Origin of the sequence: Fischerella sp. PCC 9605, from assembly GCF_000517105.1 — a bacterium.
In the GTDB taxonomy this organism is placed as follows: Bacteria; Cyanobacteriota; Cyanobacteriia; order Cyanobacteriales; family Nostocaceae; genus PCC9605.
In genome coordinates this window covers 322,309-340,080 of the sequence record NZ_KI912152.1, presented here as the reverse complement: position 1 = coordinate 340,080, position 17,772 = coordinate 322,309, and the positions used below count along the sequence as shown (strand labels likewise).

Annotated in this window: 20 protein-coding genes and 1 pseudogene; 16 read left to right on the top strand and 5 right to left on the bottom strand. The window is 42.7% G+C overall.

The features are described 5' to 3' along the window. Nucleotide 1: 1 nt before the first annotated feature. From FIS9605_RS0131805 to FIS9605_RS0131790, 4 genes are all read right to left on the bottom strand, one after another. Nucleotides 2-2,023, bottom strand: coding sequence for an ATP-binding protein (locus FIS9605_RS0131805; protein WP_026736131.1), 2,022 nt, complete (start codon nt 2,021-2,023; stop codon nt 2-4). A gap of 59 nt (nt 2,024-2,082) precedes the next feature. Next, the gene (locus FIS9605_RS0131800; protein WP_051470220.1) at nt 2,083-2,355 is read right to left on the bottom strand and encodes a helix-turn-helix domain-containing protein; all 273 of its coding nucleotides are present in this window, start codon (nt 2,353-2,355) and stop codon (nt 2,083-2,085) included. A gap of 146 nt (nt 2,356-2,501) precedes the next feature. Next, entirely contained in the window at nt 2,502-2,999 is a 498-nt protein-coding gene (locus tag FIS9605_RS0131795; protein WP_035140488.1) for a hypothetical protein, read from the bottom strand. Between the two features lie 593 nt (nt 3,000-3,592). Continuing rightward, a complete protein-coding gene (locus FIS9605_RS0131790) occupies nt 3,593-3,970 on the bottom strand; it encodes a helix-turn-helix domain-containing protein (RefSeq protein ID WP_026736128.1) in 378 nt (125 codons plus the stop codon). Between the two features lie 311 nt (nt 3,971-4,281). Between FIS9605_RS0131790 and FIS9605_RS0131785 the strand changes: the two genes are divergently transcribed. The 16 genes and pseudogenes from FIS9605_RS0131785 (at nt 4,282) to FIS9605_RS40125 (ending at nt 17,394) form a co-directional block, all read left to right on the top strand. After that, nucleotides 4,282-4,575, top strand: coding sequence for a hypothetical protein (locus FIS9605_RS0131785; protein WP_026736127.1), 294 nt, complete (start codon nt 4,282-4,284; stop codon nt 4,573-4,575). Then, on the top strand, nt 4,572-5,342 hold the full coding sequence (locus tag FIS9605_RS45725; protein WP_231510536.1) for a hypothetical protein: 771 nt from the start codon (nt 4,572-4,574) through the stop codon (nt 5,340-5,342). The genes FIS9605_RS0131785 and FIS9605_RS45725 overlap by 4 nt, the downstream gene beginning before the upstream one ends. Then, nucleotides 5,339-6,682: pseudogene (dnaB, locus tag FIS9605_RS39015) on the top strand (replicative DNA helicase). Before FIS9605_RS45725 ends, dnaB begins: the two are co-directional and overlap by 4 nt. 242 nt (nt 6,683-6,924) lie before the next feature. Beyond that, nucleotides 6,925-7,728: a DNA cytosine methyltransferase gene (locus FIS9605_RS41495; RefSeq protein WP_072032448.1), complete on the top strand. Its 804-nt coding sequence runs from the start codon at nt 6,925-6,927 to the stop codon at nt 7,726-7,728. Further along, complete coding sequence (locus tag FIS9605_RS42010) at nt 7,667-8,614, top strand: hypothetical protein (RefSeq protein ID WP_082209916.1); 948 nt, start codon at nt 7,667-7,669, stop codon at nt 8,612-8,614. Before FIS9605_RS41495 ends, FIS9605_RS42010 begins: the two co-directional genes overlap by 62 nt. A gap of 162 nt (nt 8,615-8,776) precedes the next feature. Further along, nucleotides 8,777-9,673, top strand: a complete 897-nt coding sequence (locus FIS9605_RS0131765) for an alpha/beta fold hydrolase (protein ID WP_026736125.1) — start codon at nt 8,777-8,779, stop codon at nt 9,671-9,673. A 14-nt stretch (nt 9,674-9,687) separates the two neighbouring features. Beyond that, complete coding sequence (locus tag FIS9605_RS46290) at nt 9,688-9,816, top strand: hypothetical protein (RefSeq protein ID WP_269321103.1); 129 nt, start codon at nt 9,688-9,690, stop codon at nt 9,814-9,816. A gap of 334 nt (nt 9,817-10,150) precedes the next feature. Continuing rightward, entirely contained in the window at nt 10,151-10,486 is a 336-nt protein-coding gene (locus FIS9605_RS0131755; protein WP_026736124.1) for a DUF5674 family protein, read from the top strand. Further along, on the top strand, nt 10,486-10,839 hold the full coding sequence (locus FIS9605_RS0131750; RefSeq protein WP_026736123.1) for a hypothetical protein: 354 nt from the start codon (nt 10,486-10,488) through the stop codon (nt 10,837-10,839). The genes FIS9605_RS0131755 and FIS9605_RS0131750 overlap by 1 nt, the downstream gene beginning before the upstream one ends. Before the next feature lie 110 nt (nt 10,840-10,949). Then, nucleotides 10,950-11,168, top strand: a complete 219-nt coding sequence (locus tag FIS9605_RS0131745) for a hypothetical protein (protein ID WP_026736122.1) — start codon at nt 10,950-10,952, stop codon at nt 11,166-11,168. 24 nt (nt 11,169-11,192) lie between these two features. Continuing rightward, nucleotides 11,193-11,702 (top strand): thiol-disulfide oxidoreductase DCC family protein, encoded by a 510-nt coding sequence (locus FIS9605_RS0131740; RefSeq protein WP_026736121.1) that lies wholly within the window; start codon nt 11,193-11,195, stop codon nt 11,700-11,702. A gap of 128 nt (nt 11,703-11,830) precedes the next feature. Then, nucleotides 11,831-12,049, top strand: coding sequence for a hypothetical protein (locus tag FIS9605_RS0131735; protein WP_026736120.1), 219 nt, complete (start codon nt 11,831-11,833; stop codon nt 12,047-12,049). 60 nt (nt 12,050-12,109) lie between these two features. Then, entirely contained in the window at nt 12,110-12,595 is a 486-nt protein-coding gene (locus tag FIS9605_RS0131730) for a hypothetical protein (RefSeq protein ID WP_026736119.1), read from the top strand. A gap of 165 nt (nt 12,596-12,760) precedes the next feature. Continuing rightward, complete coding sequence (locus FIS9605_RS0131725) at nt 12,761-14,521, top strand: pentapeptide repeat-containing protein (RefSeq protein ID WP_026736118.1); 1,761 nt, start codon at nt 12,761-12,763, stop codon at nt 14,519-14,521. 48 nt (nt 14,522-14,569) lie between these two features. Continuing rightward, nucleotides 14,570-15,718: a CHAT domain-containing protein gene (locus FIS9605_RS39005; RefSeq protein WP_063748493.1), complete on the top strand. Its 1,149-nt coding sequence runs from the start codon at nt 14,570-14,572 to the stop codon at nt 15,716-15,718. A 38-nt stretch (nt 15,719-15,756) separates the two neighbouring features. Continuing rightward, nucleotides 15,757-17,394, top strand: coding sequence for a pentapeptide repeat-containing protein (locus tag FIS9605_RS40125; RefSeq protein ID WP_051470218.1), 1,638 nt, complete (start codon nt 15,757-15,759; stop codon nt 17,392-17,394). A gap of 133 nt (nt 17,395-17,527) precedes the next feature. Here FIS9605_RS40125 and FIS9605_RS0131710 read toward each other — a convergent pair whose 3' ends face one another. Next, nucleotides 17,528-17,728, bottom strand: coding sequence for an RNA-binding S4 domain-containing protein (locus FIS9605_RS0131710; protein WP_026736117.1), 201 nt, complete (start codon nt 17,726-17,728; stop codon nt 17,528-17,530). Between the last annotated feature and the right edge of the window lie 44 nt (nt 17,729-17,772).

Below are 17,772 nucleotides of genomic sequence, written 5' to 3'. Positions count from 1 at the left end.
CCTAAATTTTAGAGAATCTGTCAATTTGAGTAGGCACTACAAAGGCGTTTGAATAAGTTTTCATCCGCACAAAACCTTTATCGCTATCCGCGCTGAATCGGACTAGGGAGTCAGTGAAATCTCCAAAGTCGTAATATTTTTTAATTTCTTTCGTCTCGTCTTCGTTATTTAAGTGAGCAATAAACCAATTTTGAGTATTTTTCAGAATGTTGGAACTTATTGAACTGACTTCCTGAGTAGCATAAATTAAACCAAGATTGAGTTTTGCCCCTTCCTTTGCAATCCGGTTATAGACTTGGCTTAAGTCCTTATCATTCTGTTTAGGGAAAAGATTGTGAGCTTCTTCAAAATAAAATTGAACAAAGTTATTGGGTGTATTTTGAATGAAGCGATTCATTGCATCTGCAAATATCTGTCGGCAAATACGCTCGGAATATAAACGCTGAATGTCTGGGTCGCCTTGAGATAAATCTACGATGATAATCTGACCCTTGCGAAGTTCCTCAATAATTTCTATCTCAAAAGACTTGCCAACAGTCTCAGTATGTAGTTCAGCAATACTGCGTAGTTTTTTATAACCATCTACGTTAGCGCTACCTCCAGGACTCCGCTTGCGTGAAAGGAAAACTAGTATAGCTTTCAAATCTTCATCTGCCCATTCATGCCCATTGTCGCGTTTGTATTTAGAGAAGAATTGATTCTCGTAGTTATCCCAAATAGTAGTAAACCAATCACAGGCTTCTTCAAGCGAAATACCCTTACTCGGATCTAAGCTTCCATCTTGCTTTACTAATTGATTGAGTTCTTTATTGCCTGAAAAATAAATTTTAAAATCTTTTGGTACAACAAATCCTGCCTTGTACAAACAACAAAGGTACGCTGCAACTCTTCTATCATATCGAGTTTTTGCAGAAGAATTGTTCTTGTCATAGTCCTCTGGCTTGGTAAAGTCTACTGCACAAAAACTATCAATATAGTTGCCTGTACTTTCAGCCAGACGCGATTTAACTAATTCAAATCCAGATTCTACATCTCTGTAGAAATTCACCTTCATCACTTTGAAGCCATCTTTATTGATGGTACTGTACCGGATAGTTCGCTCTTTGTAGATTTCAAATATAGCTGTACCTTCATCTTGCATATTTGCATTTGCATACTCGCCATTAATGTCAAATATGATTTGACCGACCGGGTACTTTGGTAAACCATCATCAGTTAAAGGTTCTAAGTTCTCTGCGCCACTACCGTTTGACCTGCCGTTGAGGGTATAAGCAGCCTTATCGCTCATGGAAACAGTAGCTTGAATGACCTTTTTAACTGTGTTTGACTTACCTGTCCTAGTCATCCCAAAAAGGGCTGTTCGTTTACCAAGAAAATCTTTTGGACTTACGAAAACAGGTATATTATCTTCTTGTGCTTGAAAGCGAAGGCTGGAACTATATCGCACCTTACCGATTTTGATATCAGTGGGTTTGCCTGTAATTCCTTCCTCACGAAAGTTAACGATAAGCTCTAGAACATCTGGGTTTGGCTTAAATACTTTGTAGTGGTGGGCGCTATAAAAGTTTTCAACGTCAGCACCAAAGTGTGTACATCCTTTATCGTCCTTATAAAATGTTCCTAAAATTCTGCATTCCACTCCGGAGAAGCTAAATTCATATTTTGTGTAGTTATCTAACTGACTTTCTTTCCCACTCGTCTTCAAATTATCTTTGTAATACTCAATCATCGAACTAATGACATCATTGTCAGTTGGCAACTTCGCTGGTTTTAAAACTCGTAGAAGTAATACCTCATAAACATCATCTTCATTCTCGTAATAGGCTAATAAAAAAGAGCCTTGGGGAATCCCCTTAGCTTTGAGCTTCCAAGCATCAGCAATTAAAATACATGCTTTTTCATAATCAATGTGAAAAGGACGCCCAATAAAAATACCAGTCTCTATATTGCCTGTACTACTATTTCTTTTAAATAAATCAACAGATGCAATTTTAGCTATTACATTGGTAAAACTTATAGTCATCAATAATTACCTCTTTACAATTACTGATCAAGTGCGTTGAAAAATTCTAGTAACACAGCCTAATTCATCAAATACTTCACCAACAAATTCTTTCCCTGCTCTCCTATCTCTTGTAGCTGCGCCTCAATCTTTTGCATTGCTAATGGCGATGGTTTAGCGCGTCCATTCTCCCAACGGTTAATTGTGGGGTAAGTGACACCTAAAGTAGCTGCAAACTGTTCTTGTGTCAGCCCAGTCAAAAGCCGAAGTTCACGAATGAGTCTGCCCACTTCCGGTTGATTGATTACCAAGAGTTTCCTAGAGGTTATTTGGCTTTTAAACCCATAGCGCATGATGTAGCGAATGATATATAGTTTGCTGCATATTAGCTACATCTTAGCTTGATAGTAATCCGGATAACTACAGAAAATTTTTTGCCTTTACTGGGAGACACTTAAATTAAACGTTCTCCATAACCGAGGCAGGCGATCGCCCACCCCTACAGCTGCTCCATCTTCACCCCTGGCACTTCCATCATCACCGTGGTAATCGGAACCAGCCGCCCCACAGTCGTGTAGTGACCGCCCCCCACTGGTGTTGTAGTCGAGCGCTCCCTAAAGCGCCGCATCGTAATCAAAAACCACTCCCGCGTTTTGGGCATCGGTAGCCTGTACAACTGACGGGAGTTGACAAAGTAGTAAAAAAGCCAGTCCGCCTCAGTGTACATAAAGCAGCCGGGGGTTCCACGTTCTAAGTTACTGTGAGTTTCAAAAAAGAAATTACGGGTTTTGTTCCACCTGTCGCCCTTGACCTCAACCAAGATGTCACCCGTCTGCGTTGTCCAAATTAGGTCAACATCTCTGCGTCGGTAGTCTGGGTCATGCTCTACATTGGTGACGCTGATGGTTTCAGTCTTTCCCCACAACCACGCTTCAATATCAGCAGCCGCTTGTTTGGCTACCTGCACTGCGTCGTCCATGCTGTAGGCGTGGGTCATGGGCGTAACTCCCCAGGCGTGTCATTGATTTAAATATACAGTGGTTTACTGCTAGAACTGCGGTTTATGGTGTGTTGCAATCGATTAAATAGAAAGATGCTTCCAGCTAAAAAAACAAGAAGCATCCTACATGAGTGTTTTGACTAAGGCGACTTCACCATTTACAGTACAATTGTACTGTATAGAGGGGCGATCGCTTCTGTACCTCTACACCCAAAACCCTTGCGGCTTACAGGTCTAAGGTTAAATAAAGGTTATTAAGTAAAGATACGATGAATATTTTGCATCAGTTGTATGCATTACTTAAATGACAAGCAACTATCAAGCTATTTGGCACATTCATTCCTATATTAAACTTGCAACAATCACGGTAATAAATGTAACAATTATGATTAGACACAATAGACAAAGTGTCCTACCATCTACCAGCTACAAACACGCAATCTTGGGAGTTGCTGATATTAGTAACACAGCATCTTTGAGCCTGGAAGTAGCCTAACTTAGATGTAATTACTGCATTTGAAATTATTTTTTATACATATTTGCTACGTTGATAGCGGATATAGCAGGGTAATTTGATTAGTAACGACTTTTCATACTGCTTTGGCTAACTCTGCTGTATTCGCAGTTGTGCGGTTGTTGCTCACGAACAAATCAGCCATTAGACGTAGGACTTCAGCTTGTTCTTCTGGAGGGGCTTGGGCAATCATCGAACGCAAGCTGTGACTTGGGATAACGCCAAATAGCTCAGACAAATACCACATCCTAGCTTCTTGTGGCACAACTAGCAAAAGCGCTATGAGTTTTGCCGCTCCCAAATCTGCTTTACCATGCCGAAACCGGGAAAGCACAACTCTTGAAATTCCAGCAGCCTTAGCTGTTTCATTCACACTCAAATTGAAGCGGTTCATCATCTCGTCGAACAACCGCCAATGTAGATCCAGCCCGTCTACTGATACAAAATTTTGCATTTGACTTCTTGTAATGTATCCGATACAAGGTATACTAAGCGATGCTTGAATAATTAGCAAGATTATGAATAACTTAATCCTACCAAACAGCTCGTAGAAATGTTTTCTGTCTCTTAACAGTCATTGAGCATAGGCTTATCAGATTGCTTATGGCTATTGGGATTGTACTAAATACAGCTTATAAGGTGTAGCGCCGGAAAGTTTAGAGCTACGAACATCTCAAGGGAGCAAAAAATGTGCCCCTATCTGACGGGATAGGGGCATGGGGATAATCTTTTTAATTTTTTTGATTAGTTCTTTCTAAGGCAATTATGACGCAAAACAACGCAAGAATTCAAGGGAAGTTTTACCCACTTCAGCATGAAGAATGGCTAAGAGCCTGCCGCGAACTAACGCAAGCACAACTGGCTGTGCTGTACTGCATCCGCACCATTGACCCCTATAACGAAGGGATAGAGATTAATTGTGCCGAAATAGCTCGTCTACTGTCAAAGCCAAGACGCAAGCTCCAAAAGGAAACCGTAAGCCACGCTATCAAAGAACTCATTGCTCTTGGTTTCTTGAGCGATGAAATTACTGTAACCTCCCTGGAGGTGCAGCCATGATGGGAAAATTTTACCCCCTGACTCCTGAAATGTCTCAAAAACTTAGAAAGTCCAAACTAACAAAGCACGAAATGGCGTTATGGCTTTACCTAATTGAAAAAGATCCTTTTGGCGATCGCTACTGGCAGCTGCCCTCAACGTTAGAAATCACCACAGAACTTGAGATGAGTAAAGCCTCATATTTCCGCGCTAGGGCTAGGTTACAAGAACTTGAGTTATTTGACTTTCAAGAGCAAAGAGTTGATTGCAGAAATTTAACTGGAGTCTCAAAAATGAGACTAGAGTCTCAAAATTTGGATTCCGAGTCTCAAAAATGCGACTCACAGTCTCAAAAAAGAGACTCAAAATCTCAAAAAAGAGACTCAAAGTCTCAAAAAAGAGAAAAACGCACCTCAAAACCCGCTTCAGATAAGGATTCCAGCACTCCTCAGACTATTCAGACTTATTCAGACTTTATTCAGACTCTCTCAGAAGAGGAGCGAGCGAATTTTTTAAATTTTTGTCAGGAAAAGACAAAAAACCTTAGCCAACAAGTAAATGACATTGAAGCTTGGCTGGCACATAAAAACAAAGCTGGAAAAAACAGGTGGGAAGTTTATTACGAAAAGTACCTAGCCTCAAAACAAGCACAGGCCAAAAAAGCTGCAACCAAAAATCCTCTAGACGAATTTCGCCGAGAACTCGAAGAACGGCAACAACGGGCCCAGAGAGCTTGGGAAGAGTCGCAACGCCAAAATCGCGCTAAAAATACTGGAGGTGCGACGTGATTGACCGACTACCACCCCAAAACATCGAGGTTGAAGAAGCGATTTTAGGCGGGATAATGCTTGACCCAGAAGCAATGGGTAGGATAAGCAATTATTTGGTTCCAGAAGCTTTTTATATCGACGCTCACAAAGATATTTATCAAGCCGCGCTGCGCCTTCATTGGTCTGGAAAACCAACGGATTTACTCTCGGTTACAAATTGGCTTGCTAACTACGATTTACTGACACGCATTGGCGGCAGAAATAAACTCGCCTCCCTCGTAGACCGCACAGTTTCAGCTGTCAACATTGATGCCTTAGCAGCGTTGGTGATGGAAAAGTACACACGCAGGCAGCTGATTAAAGCTGGTAGCGAAATTGTGCAGCTGGGCTATGAAACAGAGACTGAGTTGCCAATTATACTCGACCAGTCGGAACAGAAAGTTTTTCGGCTGTCGCAACAGCAGTTTTCTACCAACACCGAACACAACAGCACAATCACAGCTGCGGCGTATAGTGACCTAGAACAAATTAGCCCAATTTATCCTACCGGAATTCACCAATTAGACGAACTCATTGTGGGGTTTGAAGGGGGGACACTGACCCTAGTTGCAGGTCGCCCATCGATGGGAAAGAGCGCGATCGCGATGTGTTTGGCACAACGAATTATGTTGCTGCACAATCTCCCGGTGGTTTTCTTCTCGCTGGAGATGACCAAAAAGCAACTGTAGTATAGGCTTTGGAGTTTAATTAGTGTCACTCCCCAGTATCAAGATTTAGAAATAATTCCCTTGAGGGGCGATCGCATTCGCAGACATCGAGCCGGACTTGCACCCCTGATGGATTGGGAATTTAGTAGCCTTGCCAAAATTGTCGGTATTGCCTCGGAACTACCGCTTTACATCAATGACTCAAGAGGGATTACCGTTTCTGGCATTGCTTCCGAATGCCGCCAAATAAAGGCGCGTGAGGGCAAATTGGGCTTAGTGGTGGTTGATTACCTGCAAATGATGGCAGAGGACTCTGGGGGCAACCGCAGCTATGAACTGGGGGATGTAGCCAGGGGACTTTACAAAATGGCTGGAGATTTAGACGTTCCGGTGCTGGCACTATCGCAAATTTCGAGAGCTGTGGAGGGCAGGCAAAATAAACGCCCGATGATGAGTGACCTCAGCCAGTCGGGAATCCTAGAAATGGTGGCAGATAACATCATCTTGGCTTACCGAGATGAGTACTACAACAGGGATACCGTTGACCGGGGAATCTTAGAACTAATTGTGGCAAAGGCGCGGCATTGTGAGACGGGTACAGCAGCGGTGTTGTTTGACAAGTCATACGGAATGATCAAGAACCTGGGGTGAGGGGGCAAGATGATTGTTAGCGCTTTGGTAAAAAGTTCTACTGGAAACTATCAAACCCGCAGCAATTCTCCCCTAAAAGTAGGCGATCGCGTTGTCATCCAACCCCAAAACCTCAGCCCCCGCCGCCAATATTTAGCTAATGCCACCGGGGAAATTACAGCCATCAAGGGCAATAAAGCCTTTGTTTTGCTGGATGAGCCAGCCAATAAAGCTTATAAACCTCATACTGTAAAGATTGACCTATGCTCACTCAAATTGATTTGTGCAGCGGGGTTGGCGCAGGTTTCCCCTTGGCAGGACTTATCACCGGAGGATTCAAACTGCGCTTCCTCTGCGAAATCGACGAATTCTGCTGCGACCGACTGCGCGATCGCTTCCCCGGTGTCACCATCTACCCAAACGTGCGAGAACTCTGGCTTGAGCATGGAGCAGCCGACCTCATCACAGCTTCGCCACCATGCCCCCCATTCTCAGTTGAAGGAAAACGTTTGGGAAGCGCAGACAAGCGAGACTGCATCCCAGCCGTCTTGCGACAAATCAGACGAGTCCAGCCCAAGTTTGCAGTCATCGAAAACGTGCCTGGATTGTTATCAGCCCCTTTTATTCCCGGAGCCGAACCCGGCACATATTTTCGGCAGATGCTCAGGGAGCTTTATGCAAGTGGGTACGATGCGGAGTGGGTTGTTGTCCCAACAGCCCAGTACGGAACTCTTTGGCAAGGAGAAAGGCTCTTGCTTGTTGCCACGTCCCGGAGCCTTAAGTTGGAGTGGGAACGGACGGCCCCCTGGCACGACCAAATCAGAGGCGAAAGCGAAGAAGCTGGGGATATTGCAGAAAAACGAAGTCTTCAATCCCGATTGGCTAGAACTACAGTTCGGAATGCCAGTGGGGTGGACATCGCCCCAGGAGTGCCGAGCGGCAACTCAATTACTCGCGCTCGTCGAGCCGCCCTCGGAAATTGCCTCGACCCCAGACTCGCTTCCATTGCCCTTAGAAGAGTCTTGTACCTGTCCCAGTTGTGGAGAAGCACTGTTAAATCTGGTTGATGGTTGCGGTGTTTGTGGTTGGCAAAAAGTTCTAGAGGAAAGTAAACCATATTCTCTAGAAAAAAACTACCAGTCTTCAACTGTCTTACCAACGACTGATGTTGTCGAGAAAGTTCTAAGGGAAAATGCACCAATTTCTAGAGAAAAAGTTCTAGAGGATGGTATGTCTAATTCTCTAGAAAAAAATTCAAAGAGAAAAGCCCGTTCAGAAATCACCCCTCGTATTCAAGTGGCCTCAAGCTCAAGTGGCAGCTTGTACCGCTACTTAAAAAACATCAAACTCAAATCGGGTCAAATTGCCTCATACCCTTGTGTGGAAGGTGAACGTGACCCAGATAACCTAAACCACTGGTATTGGGGATACAACTACAAAGTTCTAGAGGATGGTGTATGGAAATCAAAGTCCCTTAGCGTTCCCAAAGAGAAAGTCAGCATGGTGCGGCGAATGATTGAGAACAATGCACCTGTGGCGGCAATCAAAGACTTTATTAAAGTTCTAGGGGATAGTTCATCTAATTTTCTAGAGAAAGAATGCCATGTAGCTGCATCCCCTTGTTTAGAAAAAGTTCTAGAGGACAAACAATCTTTTTCTCTAGAAAGACCGCAAGCCAGTGGTTGCTTGTACAAATACCTCAAAAATAAAAAGTTGAAGTCGGGGGCTGTGGCATCATACCCACGAGTCGATGGTACACGGAACCCGGATAACCCCGACCATTGGTATTGGGGGTACTCTTATGAAGTTCTAGAGGATGGCGAGTGGAAGGGGCGATCGCTTTCAGTGCCCAAACATAAAGTTGTGGCAGTGCAGGCAATGATTGATAGTCACAAGAGCGTAAACGAGATTAAGACTTTCGTTGAAAGTGAAAGCCGTAGAAAACAGGATTAAAAAGCTTATATATCGCTTAATTTCCTGATTTTTAGTAAAATTGTACTAATAAACCTCTCGTGGGCGGCTGTTGCAGCAGCCTGTTGCCCCAGAGGTAGTAACCTGACACGCCTCACCAAGGTGCGCGCTTGTATCTGTTAAAAACTTTTATAAATAAACATAATGCTTCCCAATTTTCTTCCATCACAAGTTAATCAACTCAAAGACTCAGAGGCGATCGCTTTCGTTGAAAGTATTGAAAGAATTGCCCTTGCAACTTACCTCAGCCAACAGCCAATTCTCACAACCTACATTCACAAAGGTTGGGGAGGAACACCGATTCTGCTGCTGCACGGCTTCGACAGTTCCATCCTAGAGTTCCGTCTTCTGTTGCCATTACTTGCCGCTCAAAATGAAACATGGGCAGTAGATTTGTTAGGTTTTGGCTTTACACAAAGGCAAAAAGAAATCAAATACAGCCCAACTGTCATCAAAATTCACCTTTACGAATTTTGGACAACTTTAATCAACCAACCGATCGTACTAGTAGGTGCATCAATGGGAGGTGCAACTGCAATTGACTTTACTCTCACTTATCCTGAAGTTGTCAAATCGCTAGTATTGATTAATAGTTTGGGTTACACTTGTGCTCCCACCTTTGTTCAATACTTGTTTCCTCCTTTTGACTTTTTGGCTGTAGAATATCTACGTCAACGCCACATTTTGGCATTAAATGTAGGCAGTATTTTAGCTAATTTAGATACAAAAATCCTTTTGGCTATTCAGTGCGCGATGCTACACCAAGAAATGCCGCTTTGGCATGATGCCATGATTTCCTATGTCAAAACTGGTGGTTATAGTGACTTGGCAAATAGAATTGCCCAAGTTGACAAACCAACACTGATTTTATGGGGAGAAGCTGATGATATGCTCCCACCTGAAGATGCAGAAAAATTTCAACAAGACATTGCCAATTCTAAGCTCATCAAGCTTAACAATTGCGGTCACGCGCCCCAACTTGAACAGCCACAAATAACATCTCAAAAGATTTTGCAGTTTTTGAATCATCACAATTTTTAATGCTCCTGACAAATATGAAGCCGTCGCTAAACTCCAAAATTGGAACGGCAAAGATTACCCGCAGGCTGATTATCACTATGAATTTTGGAGCGAGGGCGATCGCCTCGTTAAAAGCACTACGTATATACCAAAACGGCTACTGACAAGGTTACAGGAGTTAGAGCAACAAAAAGCACCAGTGCGGGAAATATGCCGCGTGTTGGGGGTAAAGTTATAGTTATTAAATCTAAAAAAATATGATATATAGTCTCAACAATAGCGGATGCTCTCAGGATTAATTAATGTTAGTTAATCATTCTAAACTAAAAATATTTTTAAAATTGTGTTTTTTATCAATAAAAACTTTAAAATTAGAGCAGTATTACGCGAGTAATGCTGTTGGTAAAAGATTGAATTTTTATATATAAAATTACATAAGCCAAATCAAGCAGGAGTCTCGTGAGCCTTTTATAAAAACTGTAATTGAGGTTGGGTAAATTGGTTTTAATAATTCGCGTTCGAGCTACAAAAGAACAATTAGATGAAATGTTGCAAATGTGGGGAGTATTTATCAAAATAGTCGTGGATATCGAGCGCGAAATTCTAGCTGGTGGAGCAGAACGTCACTATGAATGCGAACAAGAGTTGTTGAAAGATGGCAGCAGACAAAAAGACCTTTGGGGTGCTGATTGGTGTCCTTACACGCGGGAAATAGTTTTTGAATCGATTATTAATATTCGCCCCAGTCAAAATAATCGTACAATGATAATTGAATCCCCCATCATTAGAGAAAAAATTACCAAGATTACCGAGCGATTGCTAGGAGAATTGTAATGCCCAACTGGAACGCAATTGAAGCAAGTTTTTTAAATCAGCCTTATCCACAACAGTTAGGAGAATTGGCTGCGACTTTAGCGCGTCTAAAATCTTGGAGTCAAAAAAATGCCAGCCGTGAAATAGTTCCAGTGTTACTAGCGGAAAGCTTGCTGTATGTCAATTTGTTACAAAAACAAAGTCATGTTAATAATGTTGAATTAACCCAATTGCAAGAATTACTACAAGGCTGGGTAAATCAAGGCGATAAGTTAACCGAAGTTGCAAATCTTGCCTCAATTTCCGCTACTTGGTCAGAACGAGTGTTGGATATGTCTGGTTTATTGGTTGCAGCAGACTCAAAAACCGCTTAACCAAAGTGGGTAAATGCAGGTTTAGGCGATAAACCTCCGATTCGCTTCGCGATAAACCTCCGGTACGCTACGCGAACGCATGGGCGAATGTTTGAATGGGAATATGTAGGATGAGGGGTAAAACTTATGTGCGATCGCATTTACGCGAGCAGATAATTGCATTGAATGAAGCGAAGGTTCCAGTCACTGGCGATCGCCTGATCAAAAGCACCAGGTATATACCAAAACGGCTACTGAAGCAGTACAAAGGCAGTAAAATTGTAGGAAACCAAAGGCAGGTGGCTGTTGTAACATATCTATCTCCAGGGGCGTTACACCTCATACTTTGAAAATAAACTTATTAAGACTCCAAAATGTCTTCATCACAGACCCAATCTTACAGTTCTGATGGCTTCCTCAACCAGAAGTATGCTGCTCCACCGTCATGGAAAATCAAACTGCTGTATGACGGTCAATGTCCCTTGTGTCTGCGTGAGGTTAACTTTTTGAAGAACCGAGACGCGGGTCGAGGGCTGGTGGCGTTTGTAGATATTGCCGCTGATGACTACAATCCCCAAGCGCACGGCGATGTTGACTATGAAACTGCAATGGGGCGTATTCATGCTGTGTTGCCAGACGGAACGTTAGTTAAAAATGTCGAGGTGTTTCGCCGCACCTACGAAGCACTTGGAATGGGCTGGGTCTATGCTGCAACTAAGTTACCAGTTATCGATGCTATTGCCGACTTCCTATATGGGATTTGGGCAGATTGGCGACTTTTCCTGACAGGACGACCAGATTTAGCAACTATTGTGCAAGAGCGTTCTTCTCGACTTGCTTGCAAGACCCAAAGTCGTTGTCGCTTAACTCATGGAGATGATTAAGCTCAGTTTCAGAATAAACGATGCTTAATAAAACAGATAATGAGTAGCAATGAATGCAGTTGCTAAGTCGTCAAAGATTGTTAGTGCTTGTGGGTAGATTCTAATTCAGGTATCTATATAGATGTTTTATGGCTAATATCACACCTGATAAAATCATCACCTCCGATGAAGACTTACAAGAGTGGAAAAATGCTCAAAAAGCAGCAGGTGAAGACCCTGTAGTAGTTGAAATTATAGCGCTTATTGCTAATGGAACACTATCAACAGCCGAGGCATTTGCAGCATTACACGCAATAAAAAAACGTCAAAGTCAGCATCAACAAGAACGTATTTATCTAGATATTTAAGTGCTATTAGTAACATATACTAATAAAACTTATCTATTTAGTTAAATTAGAGACTATGCTATGTCTGCTAAAGGATTTGGGCAACCTACCAAAACCGATAAACTTGTTGAGCAAGTAGTATGCTATTGCCACAAGCGCCACCCAGAAGCTTTAGATAAAATTTTTGACACGCTGCCTGCGAGTATAAACAAGCAATTGGTGGCAGGTACTGTAGCAGCACTATCTGGTGATACGGATACCCTAGCTTGGTTTTGTGGTTACATGGCATCGGCTATCAATCGCAGTGAGGATAATCAAAAACCGCATCATCCCATCACACTACTATCCAAACTTCTCATAAAACACCAGATGCAGCCGTTTAGCGACTTCATGCCCTACCCCGGTTGCCGTCTTGTCATCCTCAACACAGAGAAGTATGAAGCGCTGCCAACAGAAGTTCAAAAGCTAGTGCAGCAAGCTTATGAAATAACTGAAGCCACAGGTGAGGAGGCGCAGCGAATAAACAATGCGCTGCTGGAAGAACTGGTAGTGACGGTGCAGGAGTAGGGGAATGTGGGGGCGATCGCTACTCTAAATTGAGTTTACCAACGTGTTCTAACAGTGAAGCAGAACCGCTAGTTATTGTTGGCGTGGGATTTGAGGTGTAAAAATTCAGGAAACTTTCGTCCTGTTCCTGTATAAGAAAATTAAGTCCATCTTCTGCTTCAAGTTATGCCCCTGGACTTCTCTGGACAAAATCTCCGTGGCCGCTCTTTCGAGGGTAGGAAAGACCTTGAGGGTGCAAACTTCAGTCGTGCGGACATCCGAGGTGCAGATTTTACTAACGCTAACCTGAGAGATGCAAACTTTAGCTATGCTAAGGCTGGACTACAGTGCTGGTCAACTGCTTTTCTAATAGCAGTCTTACTCTTCCTCTCAGGATTAGCGGGATATGCATCTGGGATAACTGGTGTTATTTCCTCAGAAGTCCTCTTCAGTCCTACACGTCTTAACAGCAGTGTCGGTGGTTTAATTAGCTCTATGATGCTAGCAGGTTTCTTCATTGCCGCTGTCCGGAAAGGATTTACAGCAGCTCTGGTAGTTGTGGCTGGGATTGTAGCTGGGAGCGTGGCTATACTTGGCGCTGTGCTTGGTACTGTGTTTGGAAGTGAGGGTATTAATGCAATTGTTCAGGCAGCTTGGAGTGTAGCTGGGCTTGGGGCTTGGTCTTTAGCTGGAATTTTTACTGGGGCTTTGACTGTATTTGGATCTACCTTTGTAGCTATGGCTTGGGTCTTGGCTGCGTTTGAGACTGTGGTTTGGGTTTCGGCTATGGCAGCGGCTGTGGTAATATTCAGCCGTGTGTTTGAGCAAACGGCTTTAGCTTGGCCTGTAACAGCTGCGGTGGCAATGGCTATAACGTTGTTAGGTATTTACACTGGTTGGCGAACCCTAGCTGAAGAAGAAAAGTTTATCTCGGTGCGACAGATTGCGGTTGCCTTTGCTGCTACTGGTGGCACCAGTTTTCCTGGTGCTGATTTAACAGATGCTCATTTCACTGCTGCAACCCTCAAGAACACAGATTTGAGAAAGGCTAATATAACTCGCACCCGCTGGCATCAAGCCAAAAAGCTTGACCTAGCTCGTGTTGGAAAAACTTATCTTGACAAATCACAAGTGCGGCAACTTGTAATAACTGGAGTTGGGCAAGACAAAAACTTTGATGGTTTGAACCTACGTGGAGTAAATCTGCGAGGAGCAAACCTAGTTGATGCCAGCTTTATTGGCGCAAATCTGAGTGAAGCCAATTTGCAAGACGCTGATTTATCCAGAGCAAAGCTGAAGCAAACTCAGCTAGACGGAACTGATTTAACAGGTGCTACTCTCACCGGAGCCTTTATTGAAGACTGGGGTATTACCAGTGATACTAAGTTTGATGGAGTAAGGTGTGAGTACGTTTATATGCGACTCCCCACTAAAGAAAACCCAAACCCCCTTCGCAAACCGGACAATCTACAAGAAGTTTTTGCAGATGGGGAGTTTGGAGATTTCATCAAACCAATTGTTGATACCCTCGACCTCTACCACAACCAGGGCGTTGACCCTCGTGCGATTGCGATCGCCTTTAAACGACTAGCAGAAAATAATCCAAATGCTGAACTAGAAATTGTGGCAATGGAAAAACGGGGTCAGGATAAGTTTTTACTTAGAGCCAAGACAGCAGAAACTGCTAATAAGTCTGAACTCAGTGCAGAATACTTTGAAACTTACAATCAGCTTAAAGGCTTACCAGAGGGAGAACTAAGAGCATTAATAGCAGAAAAAAATATACAAATTCGTAGACTAACAAATATGGTAATGACGGCGTTAGAGCGCCCTAGTTTTTACACAGAAAATCGCACCATAAATATGAGTAGCGGTAATTACAACGAGGATATTCAAGGCGATTATGTAGAGGGAGATTCTTTAGAAAGACAGCAATCAACTGAATAAAAATACTTTGATGACTTAAATTTGATAAATTACACTTTTATCAAAAGTATGAAAAAGATTTTAATATTATCAGCTAATCCAAAAGATACAAATAAGCTCCGTTTAGATGAGGAAGTGCGGGAAATCCAAGCTGCATTGGAGCGTTCGAGAGCGAGAGAAGAATTTGAATTAATTACGAGGTGGGCAGTTCGCATTGATGATTTGCGTCGTGCTTTATTAGATAACGAACCACAAATTGTACATTTTTCTGGTCACGCTACAAAAAATAATGGTGTAGATTCAAAGAATAATTATGAGCAGCATCAGCGCAATGCTGTCCGTTTAAATTCTCAATCAGGTGGCATAGCTTTAGAAAATAACTCTGGTCAAATGCAACTAGTTAGTACAAACTCACTAGCAACCCTATTTGAGTTATGTAAAGACACTATTGAATGTGTACTACTTAATGCTTGCTACTCTGAGGCTCAGGCTGAGGCAATATATCAGCATATTGACTGTGTTATTGGCATGGAACGCGCTATCACAGATAAAGCTGCTATTAATTTCTCTGTAGCATTTTATGACGCTCTTGGTGCAGGAAGAAACTATAAAGATGCTTTTGAGTTTGGTCGTAATAATATTGACCTTAATGGGATACCAGAGTCTTTAACTCCAAAGATAAAAATTAGAAATAATTCTAAAACTTTATTCATATCTAATTCCAAGGAGAAAAAAGCAAAAATGGCTGGCGATCGCACTATTAATATGGGTAGCGGTAATTACAACGAGCGTATTGAAGGTGACTATATACAAGGAAATCAGAATCAACAGAATATGAAAAATAAAACTTCTAATTTTGATTTAAAAGGCGCTCAATTTGCAGGTGGTCTTGTAGACGCAGAGACGGTTAACGCAAACCAAATAGGTGGAAATATAACTAACTACACGCCTGAACAAAGACAAAACCTTGTAGAAGCTGCCAAAGAAATTGAAGCCCTCCTACAACACCTGCAACAGACTTACCCCACTACGACTAGTGCTGAAAAAATGACAGTTGTGGCTAAGGCTGTTGATGAAATTGAAAAGAACCCAACCCTAAAAGCACGAGTTATTGGTGCGCTTAAGTCAGGGGGAACAGAGGCGTTGAAGGAGTTAGTTGATCATCCTTTAATTAATATCCTGTTGGCTTCTATAGAAGGCTGGCAGGAAGCGGTGTAGATAAGTTGCTCCCGATGAAGCAGAGGGGTTAGCTCAAGATGGCAAATGAAGAACATCTGGCAATACTTAAGCAAGGAGTGGAGGTTTGGAATGAGTGGAGACGATGCCAAGAAAATAATGCTTTGAACATACTCATAGTTAGTCCTGCTAATATTCCGCTTAGAGAGGTAATCTGGGGAAATGAGTTCCAAAAGCTAATTGAAGTAAACCTTACAGAGGCGAACCTTCAAGGAGCTGACCTTAGAGGTGCAATGCTTGGGTCATACCGTCATTTAATGCACCTCCTTAAAGAAAGAGGTCTCGGCAGCGGAGACATCCTTGAGTTAAGGAACAGCATGGTACACCTAGAGAAGGCTGATTTGAGCAATGCAGACCTGAGGGGAACTGATCTGCACAGGGCGAAGCTCAATGGAGCTAATCTCAACAAAGCGGACCTTAGCGGAGCAGACCTTAGTGGGGCCATCCTCGATGGAGCAGAACTCGTCGGTGCAAAATTCAACGATGCAGACCTTAGTAAAGCTAGCCTTCGCAATGCGAAACTAATTGGGCTACCCGCATGGGTGGTACAAAGCCCAGAATTCATAGAGAAACATGGGAAATCTGTGGGCTTTTTTAAAGCCCACCTCAGTGGGGCAAAACTTGATGAGGTGGATCTCTCTGGAGCAAGGCTTAACGGCTTAGATCTCCAGGGGGTAGACTTCAGCAAAGCGAAAAGTTTAAGCAAAGTAGAGTTTGTAAAGGCTGACCTAAGTAGAGCAAATCTTAGAAAGGTGGACTTAAGGGAGGCGAACCTTCGGGGAGCAAATCTAATAGAGGCCGATCTCAGTGGAGCAAAACTTAATAAGGTAGATCTCTCCCGAGCTAACCGCAGCAAAATCCTCGGAAGTATATTCAGCTTAGCTGGCGAAAGTCTCAATGCAGCAGATATCCGGGAAGCAAACCTGAGGGGAGCAATATTGAAGGGAGTAAACCTCAGTTGGATGGACCTTACAGGCATAAATCTCAGCGAGGCTGACCTGAGCGGGGCAAAACTAATTAGAACTCAAGCACTTAACACCAACTTTTACAAGGCAGTATTAACCGGAGCCTGTATAGAGGATTGGCATACTAATAGTACTACCAGCCTTGATGGCGTAATTTGTGACTATATTTATCTGCGAGACAATCAACAAGAACGCCGTCCTGGTAGTGGAAACTTTGCACCAGGAGAGTTTACTAAATTATTTCAAAAATCATTAGAAACTTTAGACCTAATTTTCCGCAACGGCATAGACTGGGACGCTTTTGCATACTCTTTCAAAAAAGTAGAAGTCGAAAACCAAGGCGCTCAACTGGATGTTCAAAGCATTGAAAAGAAAGGCGATGGCATTCTTGTAGTCAGGGTTGCTGTTTCTCCTGATGCTGATAAGGCGAAGATACATGGTGACTTCATGCAAGGCTATGAATTTGCACACAAAGTATTAGAAGCACAATATCAAGCCAGACTTGAGGATAAAGATAAAGTAATTAATCAGTTATTTTCTACAATTAATCAACAAAATAAACAACTAGCAGAAACATCTGGAAAAGTCACTATTTATTACCAACCTGATTCCCAGTTTGCTGGGGGCATTGTAGATGCTAACACAGTCAACGCAGAGCAGATTGGCGGTAATATTCAAAACACTGACAACTAATTGTTGGTGGGTTTATCAATGCTGAGATAGTAAATTCACAAATTGGGCGATCGCTCTTATAATGCTAAAACTCCCTCATGCCTTTTTAGCTTTGGGTAATGTCCAGCAAATACCAGAAGACAACACGAGGTATTTAATTGTTACTATGTGTTACATCCCCAACCTTGAAAGTTTGCCCTCCTACTGTTACTTGGTCGTCTTCAGTTAATTTCCTTCCTCGTCGGGTTTCAACTGTACCATTGACTTTTACATCACCATCAATAATCATCAGTTTGGCTTGCCCTCCAGTTGAGGCTATACCCAGCAACTTTAAAAACTGGTCGAGTTTAATCATGTTGACTACTTATCGCAAGTAATTCACGCTGCACAATAACTTTA